Consider the following 19,980-nt stretch of genomic DNA (forward strand, 5'->3'; position numbering starts at 1 on the left):
GCACGCGTCGGGGAAGGCTGCGCGCAGCGCATGCCTTCAGGGGCGCGGGGAACTGCGCGAGCAACCACGGCGTACCCGCGGTCGGCGACTGCCCCCGGCCCCGGCGGCGCTACACCCGTTCCACGATCGTCGCGATCCCCATGCCACCGCCGACGCACAGCGTGGCCAACCCGTACCGCTTGTCCTGCCGCTCCAGCTCATCGACCAGCGTCCCCAGGATCATCGCCCCCGTCGCACCCAAGGGATGCCCCAACGCAATCGCGCCGCCGTTGACGTTCACCTTGTCCAGGGAAAGCCCCATGTCCTTCACGAAGCGCAGCACCACCGCCGCGAAGGCCTCGTTGATCTCGACGAGGTCGATGTCGTCGATGGTCAGGCCCGCCTTGGCGAGCGCCTTGCGGGCCGCCGGGGCGGGCCCGGTCAGCATGATGGTCGGCTCGGAGCCGGAGACGGCCGCGGAGACGATCCGGGCGCGCGGGGTCAGCCCGTAGCGCTCGCCGACCTCCTTCGAGCCGATGGCGACCAGCGCGGCGCCGTCCACGATGCCGGAGGAGTTGCCCGCGTGGTGGACGTGGTCGATCTTCTCGACCCAGTGGTACTTCTGCAGCGCGACGGCGTCGAAGCCGCCGAGGTCGCCGATGTCCTTGAAGGACGGCTTCAGCTTGGCCAGCGAGTCGGCGGTGGTGCCGGGCCGCATGTGCTCGTCGTGGTCGAGGACGACCAGACCGCTGCGGTCCTTGACCGGTACGACGGACCGCTCGAAGCGGTTGTCCTTCCAGGCGGCAGCGGCACGCTCCTGGGAGAGCGCCGCGTACTCGTCGACGTCACGCCGCGTGTAGCCCTCGACGGTGGCGATGAGGTCGGCGCCGATGCCCTGCGGGACGAAGCCCGTCTCGTGGTTGGTCATCGGGTCGGCGAACCAGGCGCCGCCGTCCGAGGCCATCGGGACCCGCGACATCGACTCGACGCCGCCCGCGAGGACCAGGTCCTCCCAGCCCGAACGCACCTTCATCGCGGCCATGTTGACCGCTTCGAGACCGGAGGCGCAGAAGCGGTTCTCCTGGACGCCCGCGACCGTGTCCGGCAGTCCGGCGGCGATCGCCGCGATCCGCGCGATGTCGGAGCCCTGGTCGCCGACGGGACCCACCACGCCGAGGACGATGTCGTCGACGGCCGCCGGGTCGAGGTCGGGGAAGCGCGCCCGGATCTCGTGGATCAGGCCGACGACCAGGTCGATCGGCTTGGTGCCGTGCAGGGCGCCATCGGCCTTGCCGCGTCCGCGCGGGGTGCGGATCGCGTCGTATACGTACGCTTCGGTGGTCAAGACGGAAGCCTTTCGGATGGAACGTGAGGGTGAGGGGTCAGGCGGACTGGGACAGGGCTCAGGCCAGCAGGGAACGGCCGATGATCTCCTTCATGATCTCGGTCGTGCCTCCGTAGATCGTCTGGATGCGGCCGTCGGTGAAGGCCCTGGCGACGCGGTACTCGGTCATGTAGCCGTATCCGCCGTGCAGTTGCAGGCAGCGGTCGGCCACCCGCTTCTGGAGTTCGGTGGCCCACCACTTGGCCATCGAGGCGTGCACGGCGTCGAGTTCCCCGTTCGAGTGATCGACGATGCAGCGGTCGAGGAACGTACGGGTGACGGCGCACTCGGTGGCCATCTCGGCGATCTCGAAGCGGATGTGCTGGAGCTTGGAGAGCGGGCGCCCGAAGGCCTCGCGCTCCTTGACGTACGTCGTGGTGATCTCCAGGAGGTGCTCGGCGGCGGCGATCCCGGCGACGGCGATGCCCATGCGCTCCTGCGCGAGGTTCGTCATCAGGTGGATGAAGGCGCCGTCGAGCTCGCCGAGGAGGTTCTCCTTGGGGACGCGTACGTCGTTGAAGAACAGCTCGGCGGTGTCCTGGGACTTCTGGCCGATCTTGTCGAGGTTGCGGCCCCGCTCGAAGCCCTCCATGCCGCGCTCGACGACCAGCAGGGACAGGCCCTTCGCGCCGCCGTCCGCCGTCGTCTTGGCGACGACGACGACGAGGTCGGCGAGGATGCCGTTCGAGATGAACGTCTTGGAGCCGTTGAGCAGCCAGTGGTCGCCCTTGTCCTCGGCGGAGGTGCGGATGCCCTGGAGGTCGGAGCCGGCGCCGGGCTCGGTCATCGCGATGGCCGTGATGATCTCGCCGCTGCAGAAGCCGGGCAGCCAGCGCCGCTTCTGCTCGTCGGTGGCCAGCGAGGTGAGGTACGGGCCGATGATGTCGTTGTGCAGGCCGAGCGCGAGCCCGGCGGCGCCCGCGCGGGTGAACTCCTCGGCGAGGACCGCGCTGTAGCGGAAGTCGGCGTTCCCGCCGCCCCCGTACTCCTCGGGCACGGCGAGCCCGAGGAGTCCCTGCTTGCCCGCGGCGCGCCACGCGTCACGGCTGACGATCCCGTCCTTCTCCCACTCCTCGTAGTGCGGGAGCACCTCCTTGGCCAGGAAGGTGCGGACGGTCTCGCGGAACGCCTCGTGTTCCGCGGAGAAGATCTGACGCTTCACTTACGGCCTCCTAGAGCCAGCCCTTGACGGTCTCGATCGACTTGGCCGGCTCGGGGCCGACGGGAATGACGTTGAGCATGTCGACGCCCGCCTCGCGGAAGGCCTCGACGCGCTCGCGTACGTAACTCTCGGGCCCGCACAGCGACATGAGCTCGCAGAACTCGTCCGGGACGGCGGCCTCGGCCTCCTTCTTCCGGCCCGAGAGATAGAGCTCCTGGATGCGCGCGGCCTCCTGCTCATAGCCGTACGCGACCGCCAGGTCGTTGTAGAAGTTCTTCCCCTTGGCGCCCATGCCGCCTACGTAGAGGGCGATTTTGGGGCGGGTGAGGTCGCGTGCGGCAGCCGCGTCGTCGCCGATCGCGAGCAGCCCGCCCGCGACGGTGCTGAGGGCGCCGAGCGCCGGATCGCGCTTCTCCTTGCCCTCGGCGAGCGCGGCTCCCCACACCAGGTGGGCCTTTTCCGGGATGAACAGGGTGGGCAGCCAGCCGTCGGCGATCTCCGCGGTCATCCGGACGTTGGCCGGGCCCAGCGACGCGACGTACAGCGGCACTTCGGGGCGGACCGGCCGGGTGAGGATCTTCAGGGGCTTGCCCAGCTTGCCGCCCTTCTCCGGAGGCAGCGGCATGTCCGTGACGCCGTGGTGGTCGATCACCTCACGGCGCAGGATGCGGCGGGTCAGCTCGATGGTCTCGCGGGTGCGGGCGAGTGGCTTGTCGTACGGCTTGCCGTGCCAGCCCTCGACGACCTGCGGGCCCGACGCCCCGAGCCCGATGACGGCACGGCCGCCGGAGATCGCGTCGAGCCCGGCGGCGGTCTGGGCGATGAGGGCGGGGGTGCGCGAGTAGACGTTGAGGATCGCGGAGCCGATCTTCATGCGCTCGGTGCGGGCGGCGAGATAGCCCATGATCGTGGGCGAGTCGAAGCCGTACGCCTCGGCCACCCAGACGGCGTCCAGGCCCGCGGGCTCCAGGGCGGCGACGTCGTCCGCGGCCTGCCTCGGGTCGCCGTCGTAGGCGAGCGTTACGGAGAGCTCCATCAGTCGGCTTCCTTCGTCGGGGCGTCGGAGGTTGCTGCGTCGGAGGTTGCCGCACCGGAGGTTGCCGCGTCGGGCGGTACGAGGGCCGGTACGCCCCAGTCGCGGGCGACTTCCTCGGTGTGGGCGCCCGGCTGGGCGGGGCCGCCCCGGATGCCCGTGGGCGTCGCGGAGAAGCGGGGCGCGGGGGCGGGCTGGGTGATGCCGCCGTGGTCGACGAAGGTGCCGCGGGCGGCGAGGTGGGGGTGGGCGGGGGCCTCGCGCAGCGAGAGCACCGGCGCGACGCAGGCGTCGGAGCCCTCGAAGACGGCCGTCCACTCGTCGCGTGTGCGCTCCTTGAAGCGGGCGGCGACGGCGTCGCGCAGCTCGCCCCAGCGTGCGAGGTCCTTGCGCTCCGGTGCCTGGCCGGTGAGGCCCATCTGCGCGATGAACTCGTCGTAGAACTGCTGCTCAAGGGCGCCGACGGCCATGTAACCGCCGTCCGCGGTCTCGTAGTTGCCGTAGAAGGGGCAGCCGCCGTCCAGGAGGTTGGAGCCGCGCCGGTCCTGCCAGCCGCCGGCCGCGAGCATGCCGTGGATCATCGACGTGAGGTGCGCGGTGCCGTCGACGATCGCGGCGTCCACGACCTGTCCGGTGCCGTGCACGCGCGCGTGGTTGAGCGCGGCGAGGATGCCGACGACCAGATAGAGCGAGCCGCCCGCGTAGTCGCCGACGAGGTTCGCGGGGACGGTGGGCGGCTCGTCGGGGGCGCCGATCATGCCGAGGGTGCCGGTGATCGCGATGTAGGAGATGTCGTGCCCGGCGCGCTGGGCGAGCGGGCCCTGTTGCCCCCAGCCGGTCATCCGTCCGTACACGAGCCGCGGGTTGCGGGCGTGGCAGGTGTCGGGGCCGACGCCGAGGCGCTCGGCGACGCCGGGCCGGTAGCCCTCGATGAGCACGTCGGCGCGGTCCACCAGGTCCAGGACGCGCTCGGCGCCGTCCGCCGCCTTGAGGTCGATGATCACGGAGCGTTTGTTGCGGTTGGTGACGTCGTACTCGGGGTTGATCCCGAGGCCGCTGCCGCCCGGCCGGTCGACACGTACGACGTCGGCTCCGAGGTCGGCCAGGAGCATGGCGGCGAACGGGCCGGGCCCGATGCCCGCGAGCTCCACGACGCGCACCCCGGCGAGCGGGCCGTGAACGCCCTTGTCCGGCACTCTCATTGAGCCCCCAGCTCTGTGACACAACTGATGTAACACCAGTGATGCTAAGAACGTGTTCCACTCCGCACAAGACCCTAGCAAGCAAGCGCTTAGACAATTCCGTGCGCCGGGCATGCGGCGGCCCGGCCGGGCGCCGGTTCCGTGCTGGTCAGCGGGTGTCTACGCGCGCGCATCCAGTTCCGCGACGAGTTTTTTCGTCGCGACCGCGCGGTAGCTCTCCTCCACCCAGTCGCAGAGCAGCTCGGCCGCGGGCGCGCCCTTCTCCTCCAGCGGGACACGCACCCAGCCGGCCTTGCCCAGGCCGTACCCCGCGGGCTCGGCGCCGGGTGCGGTCAGGGCGTGCGCGTGCGCCTCCTGCGCCGTGAGTTTCACCGTGATGCCCATGGGGTAGCTGCCGTCGTCCATACCGAGGAAGACGAACACCTTCTTGTTGACCTTGGCCACGGTCTCGCCCCAGGGGAAGTCCTCGGTGGCGGCGGGCAGGCCCAGCGCGAACCCGCGCACCCGCGACCACTTCGCCAGAGCACCCTTGGAGGGTCCGCTCTTCGCACCGGCCATGGTTACCTCCTGGTACGTCGTCCCGGGACCCACGCTAGCCTCAGCCACCGACAACGGCGCGGGGTGCACGACGGAGAGGTGCCATGAGCAGTCAGAACGGCAAAGAACGCACGAACGACCGCACGTACGACATCGTGCTCTTCGGAGCGACCGGTTTCGTGGGCGCGCTGACCGCGGAGTATCTCGCCGAGCACGCCCCCGAGGGGCTGCGCTGGGCGATCGCGGGGCGTGACACGGGGAAGCTGGAGCGGCTGCGGGAGCGGCTGGCCGAGGCGCACCCGGCGTGCGCGGAGCTTCCGCTCGTCCGCGCGGACGTGGCCGACCCGGAATCGCTGCGCGAACTGGCCGCCCACGCGCGCGTGGTGGCCACGACCGTCGGCCCGTATCTCGCGTACGGCCAGGAACTCGTCGCCGCGTGCGCGGAGGCGGGCACGGATTATCTGGACCTCACCGGGGAGCCGGAGTTCGTCGACCTCATGTACGTGCGGCACGACGCCCGCGCGCGGGAGACCGGGGCCCGCCTCGTGCACGCCTGCGGCTTCGACTCGGTCCCGCACGACCTGGGCGCCTACTTCACGGTGCGCCGGCTGCCCGAGGGGGTGCCGCTGCGGGTCGACGGGTTCGTGCGCAGCAACGCCACCTTCTCCGGCGGTACGTTCGCCTCGGCGCTCTCCCAGTTCGCGCGGGGCCCGCAGATGCTGGCCGCCGCGCGGGACCGGCGGCGGCACGAGCCGCGTCTGGTGGGCCGCAAGGCGTACGCCCCGACGGCCGCTCCCCGGTACGCCGGCGAGGTCGGTGCCTGGGCGCTGCCGCTGCCGACGATCGACGCGCAGGTGGTGCAGCGCTCGGCGCGGGCCCTGGAGCGCTACGGCCCCGACTTCCGCTACCGGCACTACGCGGCCGTGAAGACGCTGCCGTTCGCGGTGGGCGGCGCCGCGGCCGTCGGCGGCCTGGTGGCGGCGGCCCAACTGCCCGCCGCGCGGCGGTGGTTGTCGGACCGGGTCAAGCCGGGTGAGGGGCCGAGCGCGGAGCGGCGGGCGAAGAGCTGGTTCTCCGTGCGGTTCGTCGGCGAGGGCGGCGGCAGGCGGGTGTTCACGGAGGTCTCCGGCGGCGATCCGGGGTACGACGAGACTGCGAAGATCCTGGGCGAGGGCGCGCTGTGCCTGGCGCTCGACGAGGGTCTGCCCGAGGTCGCGGGACAGCTGACCTCCGCGGTCGCCATGGGCGAGGCCCTGACGTCGCGTCTCACGGCGGCGGGCATCAAGTTCCGTGTGGCGGCCACCCAGTAGCCCGCCGCCCGGTCAGCCTCCGGTGGCCTCCCGCAGGGCCTTGCGGCACAGCGCGTCCGCGCGCCTGGTCGTCTCCGGGAGCCGGTAGCGCGGCGTCAGGCGCAGGGTGTGCGCGCAGGCGTTGTCCAGGCTCACCCGGTGGCCCACGGAGACGAAGACCGGCTTGACGTCCTCGCGGGTGCGCAGGGCGCGGCCGACCTCGTCCGCCCCGTCGAGCAGGGGCGCCGCGCTTCCCCGCGGCGCGCCCGGAGCGTCGTACGAGAACGTGAAGGGGTTCTTGGCGACGCCGATGGCGGGCAGACCGGTGAGGACGCCGAGGTGGCTGGCGAGGCCGAAGCGGCGCGGGTGCGCGATGCCGTAACCGTCGCAGACGAGGAGCCCGGGATCGGCGCCGAGCCGTTCCAGGGCGGCGAGCACGGTGGGGATCTCACGGAAGGCCAGCAGCCCCGGAACGTACGGGAAGGCCACCCGCCCCACGGCCGTCGCCTCCTCGACCACGTCGAGCGTCGCCGCGTCCAGGACGACGAGCGCGGCGGCGACGACGTCCCGCTCGTCGTCGTAGGCGACGTCGATCCCCGTGAGATGTCCGGTGCCCGGCGGCGGTCCCGGTTCGTCGAGCACGACGCGGGAGCGCAGGGCGTCCTGGACGGCGCGGGCGCTCGCCTCGTCGGCGGGCCAGTCGGCGGGCGGCTGCGGGGGCGTGGCGTGAGTGGTCATGGTGCGGATCAGCGTAATTCTCCGTCCGCTCCCCCGGTTTCGCGGCCTCCGGCTCCGCGGTCTCCGGACGCGGGGCTCGCGGACCCGCGGCTCCCCGACCCGCGTCCTCGGGCCCCGGCCGGGGCCGGGCCGGGGAAGGAACCTCCCGACGACAAGCGGTGCGCCGCGTACACCGGCACGACCGAGAGCACCACGAGCACCACCGCCACCACGTTCACCACCGGCGCCTGCTGGGGCCGTGCCATGTTGGAGAAGATCCACACCGGCAGCGTCTGCACCCCCGGACCCGCCGTGAACGTGGTCACCACGATCTCGTCGAAGGAGAGCGCGAACGCCAGCAGGCCGCCCGCCACGAGCGCCGACCGCATCAGCGGGAACGTGATGTCCCGGAACGTACGGAAGGTGTCCGCGCCCAGGTCCATCGCCGCCTCCTCGTACGAACCCGGAAGCCGCCGCAGCCGGGCCGCCACGTTGTTGAAGACCACGACGACACAGAACGTGGCATGCCCCACGACCACGGTGAGGAGCCCGAGGCCGATCCCAATCGGTTCGAGGACCGTCCGGAACGCCGTGTTCAGGGCGACCCCCGTGATGATGCCGGGCAGCGCGATCGGCAGCACCACCGCGAACGAGACCACCTCCCGGCCGAAGAACCGGTACCGCGCCACCGCGAACGCCACGAGCGTGCCCAGGACCAGAGCGATCGCCGTCGCGCCGAGCCCTGCCTTCACCGAGGTCCACAGCGCGTCCCGCACCCCGGCGCCGCGCCACGCCTCCCGCCACCAGTGGAACGTCGCACCCGACGGCGGCCAGCCCGAACTCCGGTCCGGGTTGAAGGAGTTGACCAGGACGAGCAGCAACGGGACGTAGATCACCGCGAATCCGAGCACCGCGGCGACCCGCAACGCGATCCGCGCCCTGCGTGACACATGCATCGGCGAAGCCTCCCCTCACAGATGACAGATGACAGATGACAGATGACGGATGACGGATCACAGAGTGCTCAGCGCGCCCGTCCGGCGCACGGCCAGCAGATACCCCACGATGATCACGACGGGCACCGTGCCGAGCGCGGCGGCCATCGGCAGGTCGAGCGTGATGTTGGAGTAGACGAGATTGCCGATGAGCTGGGTCTTCCCACCGACGATCTGTACGGCGATGTAGTCGCCGAGGCTGAGCGAGAACGTGAACACCGAGCCCGCGGCGACGGAGGGCAGGACCAGCGGCAGCAGCACCGTGCGGAAGGTGCGCCAGCCCCGCGCCCCGAGATCGGCGGAGGCGTCCAGGAGGCTGTCCGGGACGCGCTCCAGGCCCGCGTGGATCGGCAGGATCATGTACGGCAGCCAGAGGTAGGTCAGCACGACGACCGTGGCCGTCAGGCCGTAGCCGGGGCCGGACAGGCCGAGCGGGCCGAGGGCCCAGTCCAGCGGCCCGCCCTGCGCGAGCATCAGCCGCCACGCGTACGCCTTGACCAGGTAGCTCGCCCAGAGCGGCGTCAGGATCGCCACCACGAGCAGCGGGCGCCACCGGGGCCGCGCCACGCGTGCCGTGTAGAAGGCCACCGGGAACGCGATCACGACGCACAGCAGCGTCACCCCGAGGGCGACCGCGACGCTGCGCAGCGCGACCCGGCGGTAGACGTCCGTCGTGAGCAGGGCCTTGAAGTTGTCGGCCGTCCACGACTTCACGACGTCCGACGTGAACGGGTCCGTGGTCCAGAAGGCGGACAGGAAGAGGACCGCGAGCGAGCCGAGGTAGGCGACCACCAGCCAGGTCAGCGGCGCCGCGAGGAGCAGCCCGAGGCGGAGCCGGGGCCGCCGGTGCAGGGCCCCGGCGACCCGCTCGCGCGGGCGCCCGCGTGAGCGCTCGTGCCCGGGAGCCATGCCTCAGCCCTTGATCCCGGTCCAGGCCTGGACCCACTTCGCGTACGGCACGCACTTCACGTCGTCACGTCCGTCCAGGCACTGCGGGATCGGCGTGGTCCAGAAGTGCACCTTCTTCCAGTACGCGGCGTCGTCCGCGTGGAACGTGGCGCAGTGCTTCTTGTCCGCGGTCTCGGCGCACGCCTTGGCGTTGGAGGGCGCTTCTCCGAAGTACTCGGCCACCTGGGCGTTGGCCTTGGGCGAGACGATCCAGTCGAGCCATTTGTAGGCGCAGTTGGGGTGCTCGGCCTTCGCGGAGACCATCCAGGTGTCGGACCAGCCGGTGGCGCCCTCCTTGGGCAGCACCGCCTTCACCGGGGCCTTCTCGGCCTGCGCGGTGTTCACGATGACCTGCCAGCTGGTGCCGATCACCGAGTCGCCGCTCTTGAAGGCCGAGACCTCCTTCAGATAGTCGCTCCAGTATTCGCCGATGTCGGCATTCTGCTTCTTCAGCAGGTCGACGGCGGCGTCGAACTGCTTCTGGTCCAGGGCGTAGGGGTTCTTGATGCCGAGTTCCGGGCGCGTCTTCATCAGGTAGAGCGCGGCGTCGGCGATGTAGATGGGCGAGTCGTACGCGGTGACCTTGCCCTTGTGCTTCGACGCGTCCGTGAACACCGCCGACCAGGAGTCGGGTGCCGGGCTGACCTTGTCGGTGCGGTACATCAGGAGGTTGGCGCCGCGGCCGTGCGGGATGCCGTAGGCGACGCCCTTGACGGAGTTCCACTTCTGGTTCTTCAGGCCCGGGAAGACGTCCTTGTAGTTGGGCACGAGGCCGGTGTTGACGGGCGCCGCGTCGCCGGACGCGATGAGCCGCAGCGAGGCGTCCCCGGAGGCCGAGACCGCGTCGTACTGCCCGGTCTTCATGAGGTTCACCATCTCGTCGGAGGTGCCGGCGACCTTGGTGTTCACCTGACAGCCCGTCTTCTTCTCGAAGGGGGTGACCCAGTCGACGTCGGCGTCGTTCGAGCCGTCCTCGGCGTATCCCGCCCAGGCGATCAGATTGACCTTGCCCTCCGACTTGCCCAGCGACTTCTGCGCGCTGAGCTTGGGCGGGGTGAAGTCCCGGCCGCCCGGCGAGCCCTTGCCCCCGCCGCCGTCGGACGAGCCGCAGGCGGCGGTGAGGGCCAGGGCGCCCAGCGTGAGCGCGGCCGTGAGAGTACGGGTGAGACGCACGAGAACTCCCGACAGGTAGAGGTCAACGGGACGGTTCGAGCGGGATGTTGTGCCGCCGGTGCCAGCGCAGCCGCACGCGTGCGCCGCGCAGGGCCGCGCTGTCCTCGGCGGATGACTCCAGGTTCTGCTGTACGACGGTCAGCCGGCCGCCCGCGTCGAGGTCGACCAGGACGCGGGTGAGGTCGCCCAGATACACGGTGTCGGCGACGGCTCCGGTGGCGGAGCAGTGCTCCGCGGTCCCGTCTCCGGTCCCCTCGCCGGCTCCCTCATCGGCCCTCTCGCCGGCCATCCCGTCGGCCAGCACCCGGATCTTCTCCGGTCGCACGCCGAACGTCCCCGGCATACCGACGATCCGTTCCGCGGCCGCGCCGGTCAGCACGTTGGACGTACCGACGAACCCGGCGACGAAGGGGGTGGCCGGGCGCTCGTAGATCTCGGCGGGCGTCCCGACCTGCTCGATCCGGCCCGCGTTCAGGACGGCGATCCGGTCGCTCATCGTGAGGGCTTCCTGCTGGTCGTGGGTGACCAGGACGAAGGTGATGCCCACCTCGCGCTGCAGCTGCGCCAGTTCGCCCTGCATCTGCTCGCGGAGCCCCCGGTCGAGGGCGCCGAGGGGTTCGTCCAGGAGCAGCACGCGGGGGCGCACGGCCAGGGCGCGGGCAAGGGCCACGCGTTGGCGCTGGCCTCCGGAGAGCTGGGCGGGGCGGCGCTTGCCGAGCCCTTCGAGGCGTACCCCTGCGAGTGCCTCACGCGCGCGTGCCGTCTGTTCGGACCGGGAGGCGCCGCGCACCCTCAGTCCGTAGCCGACGTTCTGCTCCACCGTCATGTGCGGGAAGAGGGCGTAGTCCTGGAAGACGGTGGTGACATCGCGCTCGAAGGGCGCGCTGCGGGTGACGTCCCGGCCCGCGAGCCAGACGCTGCCCGCCGTCGGGGTGTCGAAGCCCGCGATCAGCCGGAGCACCGTGGTCTTGCCGGAGCCCGAGGGGCCGAGGAGCGAGAAGAACTCCCCGTGGCCGATGTCGAGGTCGATCCCGGCTACGGCGTCGACGTCTCCGTAGGTCTTGCGCAGCCCCCGTAATCCGATGGCATGACCCTCCATGGGCCCCCTTTCCCCGAGTTTCCCCGAGATAGATCATGCACACATCAAGTGAGGCCACAAGGGCGCCTGCCGGGTAGCCTCGCGATCATGTTCGTACTGGAATTGACCTACACCGCGCCCGTCTCCGCCGTCGACGAGGAGATGGCCGCCCATGTCGCCTGGCTCGACGAGCTGTACGCGCAGGGCGTCGTCATCGCCTCCGGGCGCAAGAATCCGCGGGACGGCGGGGTGCTCCTCGCCGTCGCCGACGACCGGGCCGCGATCGAGAAGATCGCGGCGAGCGACCCCTTCGTGGTCGCGGAGGTGTGCGAGTACCGGATCACGGAGTTCATCGCGACGAAGACCGCGCCGGAACTCGCCCCATACCGCCAGCAGCTGCCCTAGGGCCTGTCCGGCCCTAGGACTGCCGCCGGTCCCGCTCCCACCTGGCGATCCGGCCCTTCTCGCCCGATGCCCAGCAGGCCCGGTCGCGGGTGCAGTCCACCGTGTCGTACGACCCCGTGTCGACGGTCCGCCAGGTGCGCCCGCCGTCCCCGGTGAGATCGGTGCCGGTCGGGCCCACCGCAAGGGCGGCGGTGCGGCTGCCCGGCAGCCAGGCGACGCCCGAGCGGTAGCCGGGCGGCGGCTGGGCCGACGGGGTCCAGCTGCGCCCGCCGTCGGGCGTCGTGGCCGCAGCCTTCGGAGAGGGCTGATCGGCGCGGTAGTCGCCGCCGACCGCGATGCCGTGCGTACGGTCGCGGAAGGCGAGGCCGAAGACGCCGCGGGCCGGGTCGCCCGCCGGGATCGGCGCGTCGGTGGCCGTCCAGGTGCGGCCGCGGTCGGCGGAGTGCAGGACACGCGCGCGTGCCGCGCCCCCCGTGGCGAGCCAGACGTCACGCGGCCCCGAGCTCACCAGGCACTGGCCGCTCGCCGCGAAGCCCGCCTCGCCCTGCTGCGCGGCGGGCATGCCCTTGTCCGGCAGGACCTGCCAGGAGCGGCCGCCGTCCGCGGTCGACAGGATGCGGTACTTGCCGTCCACCGGGTCGCTCATCGCCAGACCGTGACGACGGTCGAAGAACGTCATGCAGTCGTAGAAGGCCTTGGGGTCGGTGTTGCGGAACGACTCGGTCCAGGTCGCGCCGCCGTCCGAGGTCCGCAAGACCCGGGACGCCTCGCCCTCGCCGATCGCGAGGACCACCGCGCGGCGGCCGTCGAAGGCCTCGACGTCCCGGAACTCCAGCTCCCCGGCGCCGCGCGGCGAGACATTGCGCCAGCTCTCGCCGCCGTCCGAGGTCCGCAGGACGGTGCCCTTCGACCCGGCCGCCCAGGCAGTGCTGCGGCTGACAGCCGCGAGGCCCCGGAAACGGGCGTCGCTGCCGCTGTCGGTCAGCCGCCAGCCGCCGGGCGCGTCCTCCGGTGCCGCCTGCGCGGGCCCCGGCGCGGCGAGTACCGTCGCCGCGAGCGCCGCCCCGCAGATTCCCGCCGACACCACACGGCCCCATGACCGCGAAAGCACCGCCCGACCCGTCCGCCGCTGGTTCCGCTGCTTCCCCTGGTTCCCCATACCCCTCATGGCGCGCGAAGCTAGTCCACTGCCCCGCGCCCGTCCAGACCGCCCCGTGCCCCGCCGTGCCCCGCCGGGGCCACCGGAACACCCGGCTCCTTCCGGGAATCCCGTGAAAAGAGTGAAGAGGGCGCGGTGACCGAGGTCACTCGGTGTTCGCGTGCACGGATTCCGTCATTCCGTCGTCTATCCAAGTGCCGACCCCAGTAGTCCAGCCGTCAGTGAGGGAGCAGGCGTTGTCCCATCGCATCGAGCAAGCCGTAGAGGCCCGTCTCGTGGCCGCCGCACCGCGGATGCCGACCATCCCCGCCACGCTCCACTACGACCGGCGCGACCCGTTCGCCGTCCGCATGAGCTTTCCCGCCCCGGCGACCCTCGAGGGCGTCGAGGTCCACTGGACCTTCGCCCGCGAGCTGCTCGCCCAGGGCCTGGAGAAGACGGCAGGGGACGGGGACGTCCGGGTGCGGCCCTACGGCTTCGACCGCACCGTCGTGGAGTTCCACGCCCCCGAGGGCACAGCGATCGTCCACATCCGCTCCGGCGAGCTGCGCCGCTTCCTGCACCGCTCCATGGCCCTGGTGCCCACGGGCGACGAGCACCTCCACATCGACCTGGACCAGGACCTCGCCGAGCTGATGCGGGACGCCTGACGATTAATCGGTTGACGGGGCGCGAGCGCCCTCCTACGGTGTATGACGGTTCTGTTGCCGTCGATAGGAGAAGGACGTTGCTCGTCTGAGGTCTGGAGTCACCGCGTCACACAGCTCGGCTGTGTGCGTAGCGTGCGACCTCGGCGTACGAGCCGTCCCCCGGCGCAGGGCCGTTTTTCATGCCCCGCCGGCCGATCCCGGCCTCCCCGCCTCTCTGTCGCACCCCGCGGTGTCCCGAAACGCGTTGCCCCTTGACCGCGCTTCACCACACGCAACCGCGAGGCCTGTATGTCTACTTCCCCCACCTCCATCAGCTGTACGTCCCTCGACTTCGCCTGGGCCGACGGCACCGTCGTCCTCGACGGTCTCCAGGTGGCCTTCGGCCCCGGAAGGACGGGGCTCATCGGCGTCAACGGGTCGGGAAAGTCCACCCTGTTGAAACTGATCGCCGGGGAGCTCACACCGGGCGACGGCACCATCCGGGTCTCCGGCGACATCGGCTATCTGCCGCAGAACGTCACGCTCGACACCGGTCTGCGCGTCGACGACGTACTCGGCATCGCCGCCACCCGCAGGGCGCTGCACGCCATCGAGGCGGGCGACGCGGCCGAGGAGCACTTCACGGCGGTCGGCGACGACTGGGACGTGGAGGAGCGTGCCGTGGCGACCCTCGACCAGCTGGGCCTCGGCCACATCGGGCTCGACCGGACGACCGGCGAGGTGTCGGGCGGCGAGTCGGTGCTGCTGCGGCTCGCGGCGCTGCTGCTGCGCCGGCCCGACGTGCTGCTCCTGGACGAGCCCACCAACAACCTTGATCTGTACGCCCGTCGGCGCCTGTACGCGGCCGTCGAGGCCTGGTCCGGGGTGCTCGTCGTGGTCAGCCACGACCGGGAACTCCTCGACCTGGTCGACCAGATCGCCGACCTCAGGGACGGCGAGGTGAAGTGGTACGGCGGCAACTTCAGCGCGTACGAGGAGGTGCTCGCCGCCGAGCAGGAGGCGGCGGAGCGCATGGTGCGCGTCGCCGAGTCCGACCTGAAGAAGCAGAAGCGTGAACTGGCCGACGCGCACATGAAGTTGGCCCGCCGCAAGCGGTACGGCCAGAAGATGTGGGACCAGAAGCGCGAGCCGAAGATCGTGATGGGCGCGCGCAAACGGTCCGCGCAGGAGTCGGCGGGCAAGCACCGCATCATGCACGAGGAGAAGCTGTCCGAGGCCAAGGAGCGCCTTGACGACGCCGTGGAGGCGGTGCGGGACGACGACGAGATCCGTGTCGACCTGCCGTTCACGGCGGTCCCGCCGGGCCGCACCGTCCTCAGCCTGAAGGAGCTGACGCTTCGTTACGGGGCGCGCGTGGCGGGCCAGTTCGAGCTGCGCGGCCCCGAGCGGGTGGCGCTCGTCGGCCGCAACGGCGCGGGCAAGACCACCCTGCTCCGTACGATCGCCGGGGAGCTGGAGGCCGTGGAGGGCGAGGTGTTCACGCACGTCCCGCTGCGTTTCTTGCCTCAGCGGCTGGACGTACTGGACGAGGAGCTGACCGTCGCCGAGAACGTGGCACGGTTCGCGCCGGACGCCACCAAGAACCGGATCCGGGCGCGCCTGGCCCGCTTCCTGTTCAAGGGGGCGCGGGCCGACCAGCAGGCGGCGACCCTGTCGGGCGGCGAGCGGTTCCGGGCGGCCCTGGCCGCGCTGCTGCTCGCGGAGCCCGCGCCGCAGCTCCTGATGCTGGACGAGCCGACGAACAACCTCGACATGGCGAGCGTGAAACAGCTGGCCACGGCCCTGGAGTCGTACGAAGGGGCGTTGATCGTGGCCAGTCACGACATGAAGTTCCTGGAGTCGATCGGCATCACACGCTGGCTGCTTCTCGACGGAGAAATGAAGGAAATCACGACAGAAGCTGTCGGGTATTCCGGCTAGCTTCGCGTGTATGCACCAATACATCACGATCAGCGGAGCCCGTGAGAACAACCTCAAGGAGGTGAGCCTGCGCATCCCCAAGGGGCGGCTCACGGTCTTCACCGGAGTCTCCGGATCGGGAAAGTCGTCGGTCGTCTTCGACACGATCGCGGTCGAGTCGCAGCGTCAGCTGAACGAGACCTTCACCTGGTTCATCCGCAACCGGCTGCCGAAGTACGAGCGGCCGCACGCGGACACCATCGAGGATCTCTCGCCCGCGATCGTCGTCGACCAGAAGCCGATCGGCGGCCACTCCCGCTCGACGGTGGGCACGATGACGGACATCTACTCGGTGATGCGCGTGCTGTTCTCCCGGCACGGCACACCGAGCGCGGGGGCCGCGACCGCGTACTCGTTCAACGACCCCTCGGGCATGTGCCCCGAGTGCCACGGACTGGGCAGGACGGTGCGGCCCGACTACGACCGCATCCTGGACCCCGCCAGGTCCCTGGCGGACGGCGCGGTCCTCTTCCCGCCGTTCGCCGTGGGGACCTGGCAGGGCCAGACGTACACCAACACCACCGACCTGGACACGCACAAGCCGGTGGGTGAATTCACCGCCGCCGAGCGGGAGTTCCTGATGCGCGGCGGCAAGCGGGGCGGCAGACAGGGCGGCAAGGTCAACGTCAACAACACCGGCGGCGCACGGGACATCGACTACGAGGGGCTCGCCGACCGGTTCGAGCGGCTCTACCTCAACCGCGATCTCTCCGCGCTCTCCCAGAAGACCCGCGATCTGGTGCAGGGGTTCCTCGTCGAGGGCGAGTGCGGGGTCTGTCACGGGGCGCGGCTCAACGCGGCGGCGCTCGCCTCGCGGATCGACGGCCTGTCCATCGCGGACTGCGCGCGCATGGAGGTCACCGATCTCATCGCCGTACTGGAGCGGATCGACGACCCGGTGGCCTCGCCGGTCGCCGGGGCCGCCGTGGCGGCCCTTGAGCGGATCGAGGCGATCGGCCTCGGCTATCTCAGCCTGGGCCGCGAGACGTCCACGCTCTCCGGCGGCGAGGGGCAGCGCCTGAAGATGGTGCGGCACCTCGGTTCGAGCCTCACCGGCATGACGTACATCTTCGACGAGCCCAGTGTCGGCCTGCACCCGCGTGACGTGGGCCGGCTCAACGATCTGCTGCTGCGGCTGCGGGACAAGGGCAACACGGTCCTGGTCGTCGAGCACGACCCGGACGTGATCGCGGTGGCCGACCACGTCGTCGACATGGGGCCGGGGGCCGGCACCGGCGGCGGTCTGATCGTCTTCGAGGGGACACCGGACGAGCTGCGGCGCTCCGACACGCTCACCGGCCGGCATCTGCGGCGCGCCACGGGCGTCAAGGAGCACCCGCGCGAGGCGATCGGCGGGCGCTGGGTCAAGGGCGCCGACCTGCACAACCTCAAGGACGTCAGCGTGCGCGTGCCGACCGGGGTGCTCACGGCGGTGACGGGTGTCGCGGGGTCGGGCAAGAGCACGCTCGTGTCGCGCGCGTTCATCGAGGCGCATCCGGACGCGGTGGTCGTCGACCAGTCGGGCATCGGCATCTCGGCGCGGTCCACCCCGGCGACGTATCTCGGGATCATGGACACGCTGCGCAAGGTGTTCGCGCGCGAGACCGGCCAGGAGGCAGGGCTCTTCAGCTTCAACTCCCGTGGCGCGTGCGAGAGTTGTCAGGGCCGGGGGATCATCTACAGCGATCTCGCGTTCATGGATCCGGTGACCACGACCTGCGAGGCGTGCGAGGGGCGGCGCTTCAAGGAGGAGGTGCTGCGGCTCACCGTGGGCGGGCGGTCCATCGTCGACGTCCTGGAGATGACGGCCGAGCGCGCGCTGGACTTCTTCGCCGCCGTCGACGACAAGGGCGTACGCCGTCGGCTGTGCGCCCTGCGGGACGTGGGGCTCACCTATCTGACCCTGGGGCAGCCGCTGAGCACCCTCTCGGGCGGTGAGCGCCAGCGCATCAAGCTGGCGACGCAGCTGCACCGCACGGGCACGACGTACGTCCTGGACGAGCCGACGACCGGGCTGCACATGGCGGACGTGGACGGGCTGCTCGCGCTGCTCGACCGGCTGGTCGACGGCGGGAACACCGTGCTCGTCGTCGAGCACAACCTGGAGGTCGTCAAGCACGCGGACTGGGTGATCGACCTCGGCCCCGACGGCGGCAAGCACGGCGGCCGCGTCGTCTTCGAGGGGACGCCGCGGGCGCTGCTCGCCGCTGACGGCTCGTTCACGGCCACCCATCTGCGGCGGGACCTGGGCCTGGAGCCCCCGCGCGCTGCATGATGTGCGGCAGACGCCCCGGCCCGGCACCGCGCCGGGCGGGGTCGCCCCCGTCGCCGGCCCTTACGGAGAACGCCCCGTGCCCAGCAAGAAAGCGCTGATCCGCCGCCCCAGCCCGCGCCTCGCCGACGGCCTGGTCACCCATGTCGAACGGACCCCGGTCGACGCGGACCTCGCCCTCGAACAGTGGCAGGCGTACGCCGACGCGCTGCGGGCGCACGGCTGGGAGACGGTCGAGGTGGAGCCCGCCGACGACTGCCCGGACGCGGTCTTCGTCGAGGACACGGTCGTCGTCTTCCGCAACGTGGCCCTGATCGCCCGGCCCGGCGCACAGTCGCGCCGGGCCGAGACGGCCGCCACGGAGGAGGCGGTGGCCCGCCTCGGCGCCTCAGTGAACTGGGTGTGGGAACCGGGAACGCTGGACGGCGGCGACATCCTCAAGATCGGCGACACGATCTACGTCGGACGCGGGGGCCGCACCAACGCGGCGGGAGTGCGGCAGCTGCGGGCCGCGTTCGAACCGCTGGGGGCGCGGGTCGTCGCCGTACCCGTCAGCAAGGTCCTGCACCTGAAGTCCGCCGTGACGGCGCTGCCCGACGGCACGGTCATCGGACATCCGCCCCTTGTGGACACCCCGTCGCTCTTCCCGCGCTTCCTGCCCGTACCCGAGGAGGCGGGGGCGCACGTGGTGCTCCTGGGGGGCTCGAAGCTGCTGATGGCGGCGAGCGCACCGAAGAGCGCGGAGCTGTTCGCGGATCTCGGGTTCGAACCGGTTGTGGTGGACATCAGCGAGTTCGAGAAGCTCGAAGGCTGTGTGACATGCCTCTCAGTCCGGCTCCGGGAGTTGTACGCCTGACCAGTGCTGGGGCGGGTGGGGCGGCTGAGGCCCGGCGGCCCCGGCTCCCGGGCCGCTTTACGGAGGGTTTAACCTACGGCAACGTAACCTACGACACCGTAGGTAGGTGGCACCCGCTCGTGCGACCTTCCCTCCCCACAGCCCGACATCCGTGAGCGCAAGACTCCCGTCCCCCTGGAGCCCCCGTGACCATCACCTCTCCCCACCTCGGCAGCACGGACGAGTGGACCGACGCCCGGCTGCTGTACGCGCTGGAAGAAGTGGTCGAGAAGGAGCTCAACCGGCACCTGAAGGTGACCAAGGACTGGATGCCGCACGAGTACGTCCCGTTCTCGGACGCCCGGAACTTCCCCGGCTTCTTCGAGGACGGCGAGGCCTGGGAGAAGGGCCAGTCGCCGGTCACCGACATCGGCCGCATCGCCCTCGTCGTCAACCTGCTGACCGAGGACAACCTCCCCAGCTACCACCACGAGATCGCCACCCTCTTCGGCCGTGACGGCGCCTGGGGCACCTGGGTGCACCGCTGGACGGCGGAGGAGGGCCGGCACGGCATCGTGATGCGCGACTATCTGCTCGCCTCGCGCGCGGTGGACCCGGACCAGCTCGAGCAGTTCCGCATGGCGCACATGAGCGAGGGCTTCGAGTCGGACAACCGCCACTCGATGCTGCACTCCGTCGCGTACGTCGCCTTCCAGGAGCTGGCCACGCGCATCTCGCACCGCAACACGGGACACCAGTCGGGCGACCCCGTCTGCGACCGGATGCTGGCGCGCATCGCGACCGACGAGAACCTCCACATGGTCTTCTACCGCAACCTCCTGAAGGCCGCCTTCGAGCTGGCGCCCGACCTCACCATGCAGGCGGTCCGGGACGTGGTCGTCAACTTCCGGATGCCCGGTCACGGCATGCCGGGCTTCGAGCGGGCCGCCGCGCAGATGGCGATCGGCGAGGTCTACAACCTGCGGATCCACCACGACGACGTGATCCAGCCCGTGCTGCGCTACCTGAAGGTGCTCGACATCGACGGGCTCGGCCCGGAGGGCCTGAAGGCGCAGGAGGAGCTCGGCTTCTTCATGGGCGGCCTGGACGCGGAAGCCACCAAGTTCGACGAGAAGCTGGCGGCACGGAAGGCGCGGATGGCGGCGCGGGGGAAGTAGGGATTCATCGGGGCCGCCGCCGGCC

18 protein-coding genes are annotated in these 19,980 nt (G+C 71.1%); 7 read left to right on the forward strand and 11 right to left on the reverse strand.

Features of this window, described 5'->3' with window-relative positions; genetic code table 11:
* Positions 1-109: 109 nt before the first annotated feature.
* The 5 genes from ACIBKX_RS09550 to ACIBKX_RS09570 all read right to left on the reverse strand — a co-directional run bounded on the left by ACIBKX_RS09550 (position 110) and on the right by ACIBKX_RS09570 (position 5,318).
* Positions 110-1,324: an acetyl-CoA C-acetyltransferase gene (locus tag ACIBKX_RS09550; RefSeq protein ID WP_363271296.1), complete on the reverse strand. Its 1,215-nt coding sequence runs from the start codon at positions 1,322-1,324 to the stop codon at positions 110-112.
* Positions 1,325-1,382: 58 nt separating this feature from the next.
* Positions 1,383-2,525, reverse strand: a complete 1,143-nt coding sequence (locus ACIBKX_RS09555; protein WP_363271297.1) for an acyl-CoA dehydrogenase family protein — start codon at positions 2,523-2,525, stop codon at positions 1,383-1,385.
* A gap of 10 nt (positions 2,526-2,535) precedes the next feature.
* Positions 2,536-3,561, reverse strand: coding sequence for an LLM class F420-dependent oxidoreductase (locus ACIBKX_RS09560; protein WP_363271298.1), 1,026 nt, complete (start codon positions 3,559-3,561; stop codon positions 2,536-2,538).
* Complete coding sequence (locus tag ACIBKX_RS09565; protein WP_363271299.1) at positions 3,561-4,760, reverse strand: CaiB/BaiF CoA-transferase family protein; 1,200 nt, start codon at positions 4,758-4,760, stop codon at positions 3,561-3,563. Before ACIBKX_RS09565 ends, ACIBKX_RS09560 begins: the two co-directional genes overlap by 1 nt.
* A gap of 159 nt (positions 4,761-4,919) precedes the next feature.
* Positions 4,920-5,318, reverse strand: coding sequence for an MmcQ/YjbR family DNA-binding protein (locus ACIBKX_RS09570; RefSeq protein WP_363271300.1), 399 nt, complete (start codon positions 5,316-5,318; stop codon positions 4,920-4,922).
* An 83-nt stretch (positions 5,319-5,401) separates the two neighbouring features.
* On the opposite strand from ACIBKX_RS09570, the gene ACIBKX_RS09575 reads away from it, so the two are divergent.
* Entirely contained in the window at positions 5,402-6,607 is a 1,206-nt protein-coding gene (locus tag ACIBKX_RS09575) for a saccharopine dehydrogenase NADP-binding domain-containing protein (RefSeq protein WP_363271301.1), read from the forward strand.
* Between the two features lie 12 nt (positions 6,608-6,619).
* Here the strand turns inward: ACIBKX_RS09575 and ACIBKX_RS09580 are convergent, their stop codons facing one another.
* From ACIBKX_RS09580 to ACIBKX_RS09600, 5 genes are read right to left on the reverse strand one after another with little or no spacing between them, the layout of a single operon-like run.
* A complete protein-coding gene (locus ACIBKX_RS09580; RefSeq protein ID WP_363271302.1) occupies positions 6,620-7,324 on the reverse strand; it encodes an endonuclease V in 705 nt (234 codons plus the stop codon).
* Positions 7,325-7,332: 8 nt separating this feature from the next.
* Positions 7,333-8,259, reverse strand: coding sequence for an ABC transporter permease (locus tag ACIBKX_RS09585; protein WP_363271303.1), 927 nt, complete (start codon positions 8,257-8,259; stop codon positions 7,333-7,335).
* Between the two features lie 57 nt (positions 8,260-8,316).
* The gene (locus ACIBKX_RS09590; RefSeq protein ID WP_363271304.1) at positions 8,317-9,207 is read right to left on the reverse strand and encodes an ABC transporter permease; all 891 of its coding nucleotides are present in this window, start codon (positions 9,205-9,207) and stop codon (positions 8,317-8,319) included.
* A 3-nt stretch (positions 9,208-9,210) separates the two neighbouring features.
* Positions 9,211-10,419, reverse strand: a complete 1,209-nt coding sequence (locus ACIBKX_RS09595) for an ABC transporter substrate-binding protein (RefSeq protein WP_363271305.1) — start codon at positions 10,417-10,419, stop codon at positions 9,211-9,213.
* 22 nt (positions 10,420-10,441) lie between these two features.
* Positions 10,442-11,518: an ABC transporter ATP-binding protein gene (locus ACIBKX_RS09600; RefSeq protein WP_363271306.1), complete on the reverse strand. Its 1,077-nt coding sequence runs from the start codon at positions 11,516-11,518 to the stop codon at positions 10,442-10,444.
* 87 nt (positions 11,519-11,605) lie between these two features.
* On the opposite strand from ACIBKX_RS09600, the gene ACIBKX_RS09605 reads away from it, so the two are divergent.
* On the forward strand, positions 11,606-11,902 hold the full coding sequence (locus ACIBKX_RS09605; protein ID WP_363271307.1) for a YciI family protein: 297 nt from the start codon (positions 11,606-11,608) through the stop codon (positions 11,900-11,902).
* A 13-nt stretch (positions 11,903-11,915) separates the two neighbouring features.
* On the opposite strand, the gene ACIBKX_RS09610 is transcribed toward ACIBKX_RS09605, so the two are convergent.
* Positions 11,916-13,061 carry a WD40/YVTN/BNR-like repeat-containing protein gene (locus ACIBKX_RS09610; protein WP_399375735.1) on the reverse strand — a complete coding sequence of 382 codons (1,146 nt, stop codon included), beginning with the start codon at positions 13,059-13,061 and terminating at the stop codon, positions 11,916-11,918.
* Positions 13,062-13,297: 236 nt separating this feature from the next.
* On the opposite strand from ACIBKX_RS09610, the gene ACIBKX_RS09615 reads away from it, so the two are divergent.
* The 5 genes from ACIBKX_RS09615 to ACIBKX_RS09635 all read left to right on the forward strand — a co-directional run bounded on the left by ACIBKX_RS09615 (position 13,298) and on the right by ACIBKX_RS09635 (position 19,955).
* On the forward strand, positions 13,298-13,711 hold the full coding sequence (locus tag ACIBKX_RS09615; protein WP_363271309.1) for an SsgA family sporulation/cell division regulator: 414 nt from the start codon (positions 13,298-13,300) through the stop codon (positions 13,709-13,711).
* Positions 13,712-13,999: 288 nt separating this feature from the next.
* Positions 14,000-15,631: an ABC-F family ATP-binding cassette domain-containing protein gene (locus ACIBKX_RS09620; protein WP_363271310.1), complete on the forward strand. Its 1,632-nt coding sequence runs from the start codon at positions 14,000-14,002 to the stop codon at positions 15,629-15,631.
* Between the two features lie 10 nt (positions 15,632-15,641).
* Positions 15,642-17,945 (forward strand): excinuclease ABC subunit UvrA, encoded by a 2,304-nt coding sequence (locus ACIBKX_RS09625; protein WP_363271311.1) that lies wholly within the window; start codon positions 15,642-15,644, stop codon positions 17,943-17,945.
* Between the two features lie 76 nt (positions 17,946-18,021).
* Entirely contained in the window at positions 18,022-18,798 is a 777-nt protein-coding gene (ddaH, locus tag ACIBKX_RS09630) for a dimethylargininase (RefSeq protein ID WP_363271312.1), read from the forward strand.
* A gap of 185 nt (positions 18,799-18,983) precedes the next feature.
* Positions 18,984-19,955: an acyl-ACP desaturase gene (locus ACIBKX_RS09635; protein WP_363271313.1), complete on the forward strand. Its 972-nt coding sequence runs from the start codon at positions 18,984-18,986 to the stop codon at positions 19,953-19,955.
* The last annotated feature ends 25 nt before the right edge of the window (positions 19,956-19,980 follow it).

The organism is Streptomyces sp. NPDC050658, from assembly GCF_044457025.1.
GTDB lineage: Bacteria > Actinomycetota > Actinomycetes > Streptomycetales > Streptomycetaceae > Streptomyces.

Excerpts from the sequence above, each read along its gene's own strand:
- ACIBKX_RS09590 (WP_363271304.1), bottom strand. The coding sequence starts at position 9,207 with ATGGCTCCCGGGCACGAGCGCTCACGCGGGCGCCCGCGCGAGCGGGTC.
- ACIBKX_RS09565 (WP_363271299.1), bottom strand. The coding sequence starts at position 4,760 with ATGAGAGTGCCGGACAAGGGCGTTCACGGCCCGCTCGCCGGGGTGCGC.
- ACIBKX_RS09570 (WP_363271300.1), bottom strand. The coding sequence starts at position 5,318 with ATGGCCGGTGCGAAGAGCGGACCCTCCAAGGGTGCTCTGGCGAAGTGG.
- ACIBKX_RS09605 (WP_363271307.1), top strand. The coding sequence starts at position 11,606 with ATGTTCGTACTGGAATTGACCTACACCGCGCCCGTCTCCGCCGTCGAC.
- ACIBKX_RS09625 (WP_363271311.1), top strand. The coding sequence starts at position 15,642 with ATGCACCAATACATCACGATCAGCGGAGCCCGTGAGAACAACCTCAAG.
- ACIBKX_RS09560 (WP_363271298.1), bottom strand. The coding sequence starts at position 3,561 with ATGGAGCTCTCCGTAACGCTCGCCTACGACGGCGACCCGAGGCAGGCC.
- ACIBKX_RS09600 (WP_363271306.1), bottom strand. The coding sequence starts at position 11,518 with ATGGAGGGTCATGCCATCGGATTACGGGGGCTGCGCAAGACCTACGGA.
- ACIBKX_RS09610 (WP_399375735.1), bottom strand. The coding sequence starts at position 13,061 with ATGGGGAACCAGGGGAAGCAGCGGAACCAGCGGCGGACGGGTCGGGCG.
- ACIBKX_RS09620 (WP_363271310.1), top strand. The coding sequence starts at position 14,000 with ATGTCTACTTCCCCCACCTCCATCAGCTGTACGTCCCTCGACTTCGCC.
- ACIBKX_RS09580 (WP_363271302.1), bottom strand. The coding sequence starts at position 7,324 with ATGACCACTCACGCCACGCCCCCGCAGCCGCCCGCCGACTGGCCCGCC.
- ACIBKX_RS09585 (WP_363271303.1), bottom strand. The coding sequence starts at position 8,259 with ATGCATGTGTCACGCAGGGCGCGGATCGCGTTGCGGGTCGCCGCGGTG.
- ACIBKX_RS09575 (WP_363271301.1), top strand. The coding sequence starts at position 5,402 with ATGAGCAGTCAGAACGGCAAAGAACGCACGAACGACCGCACGTACGAC.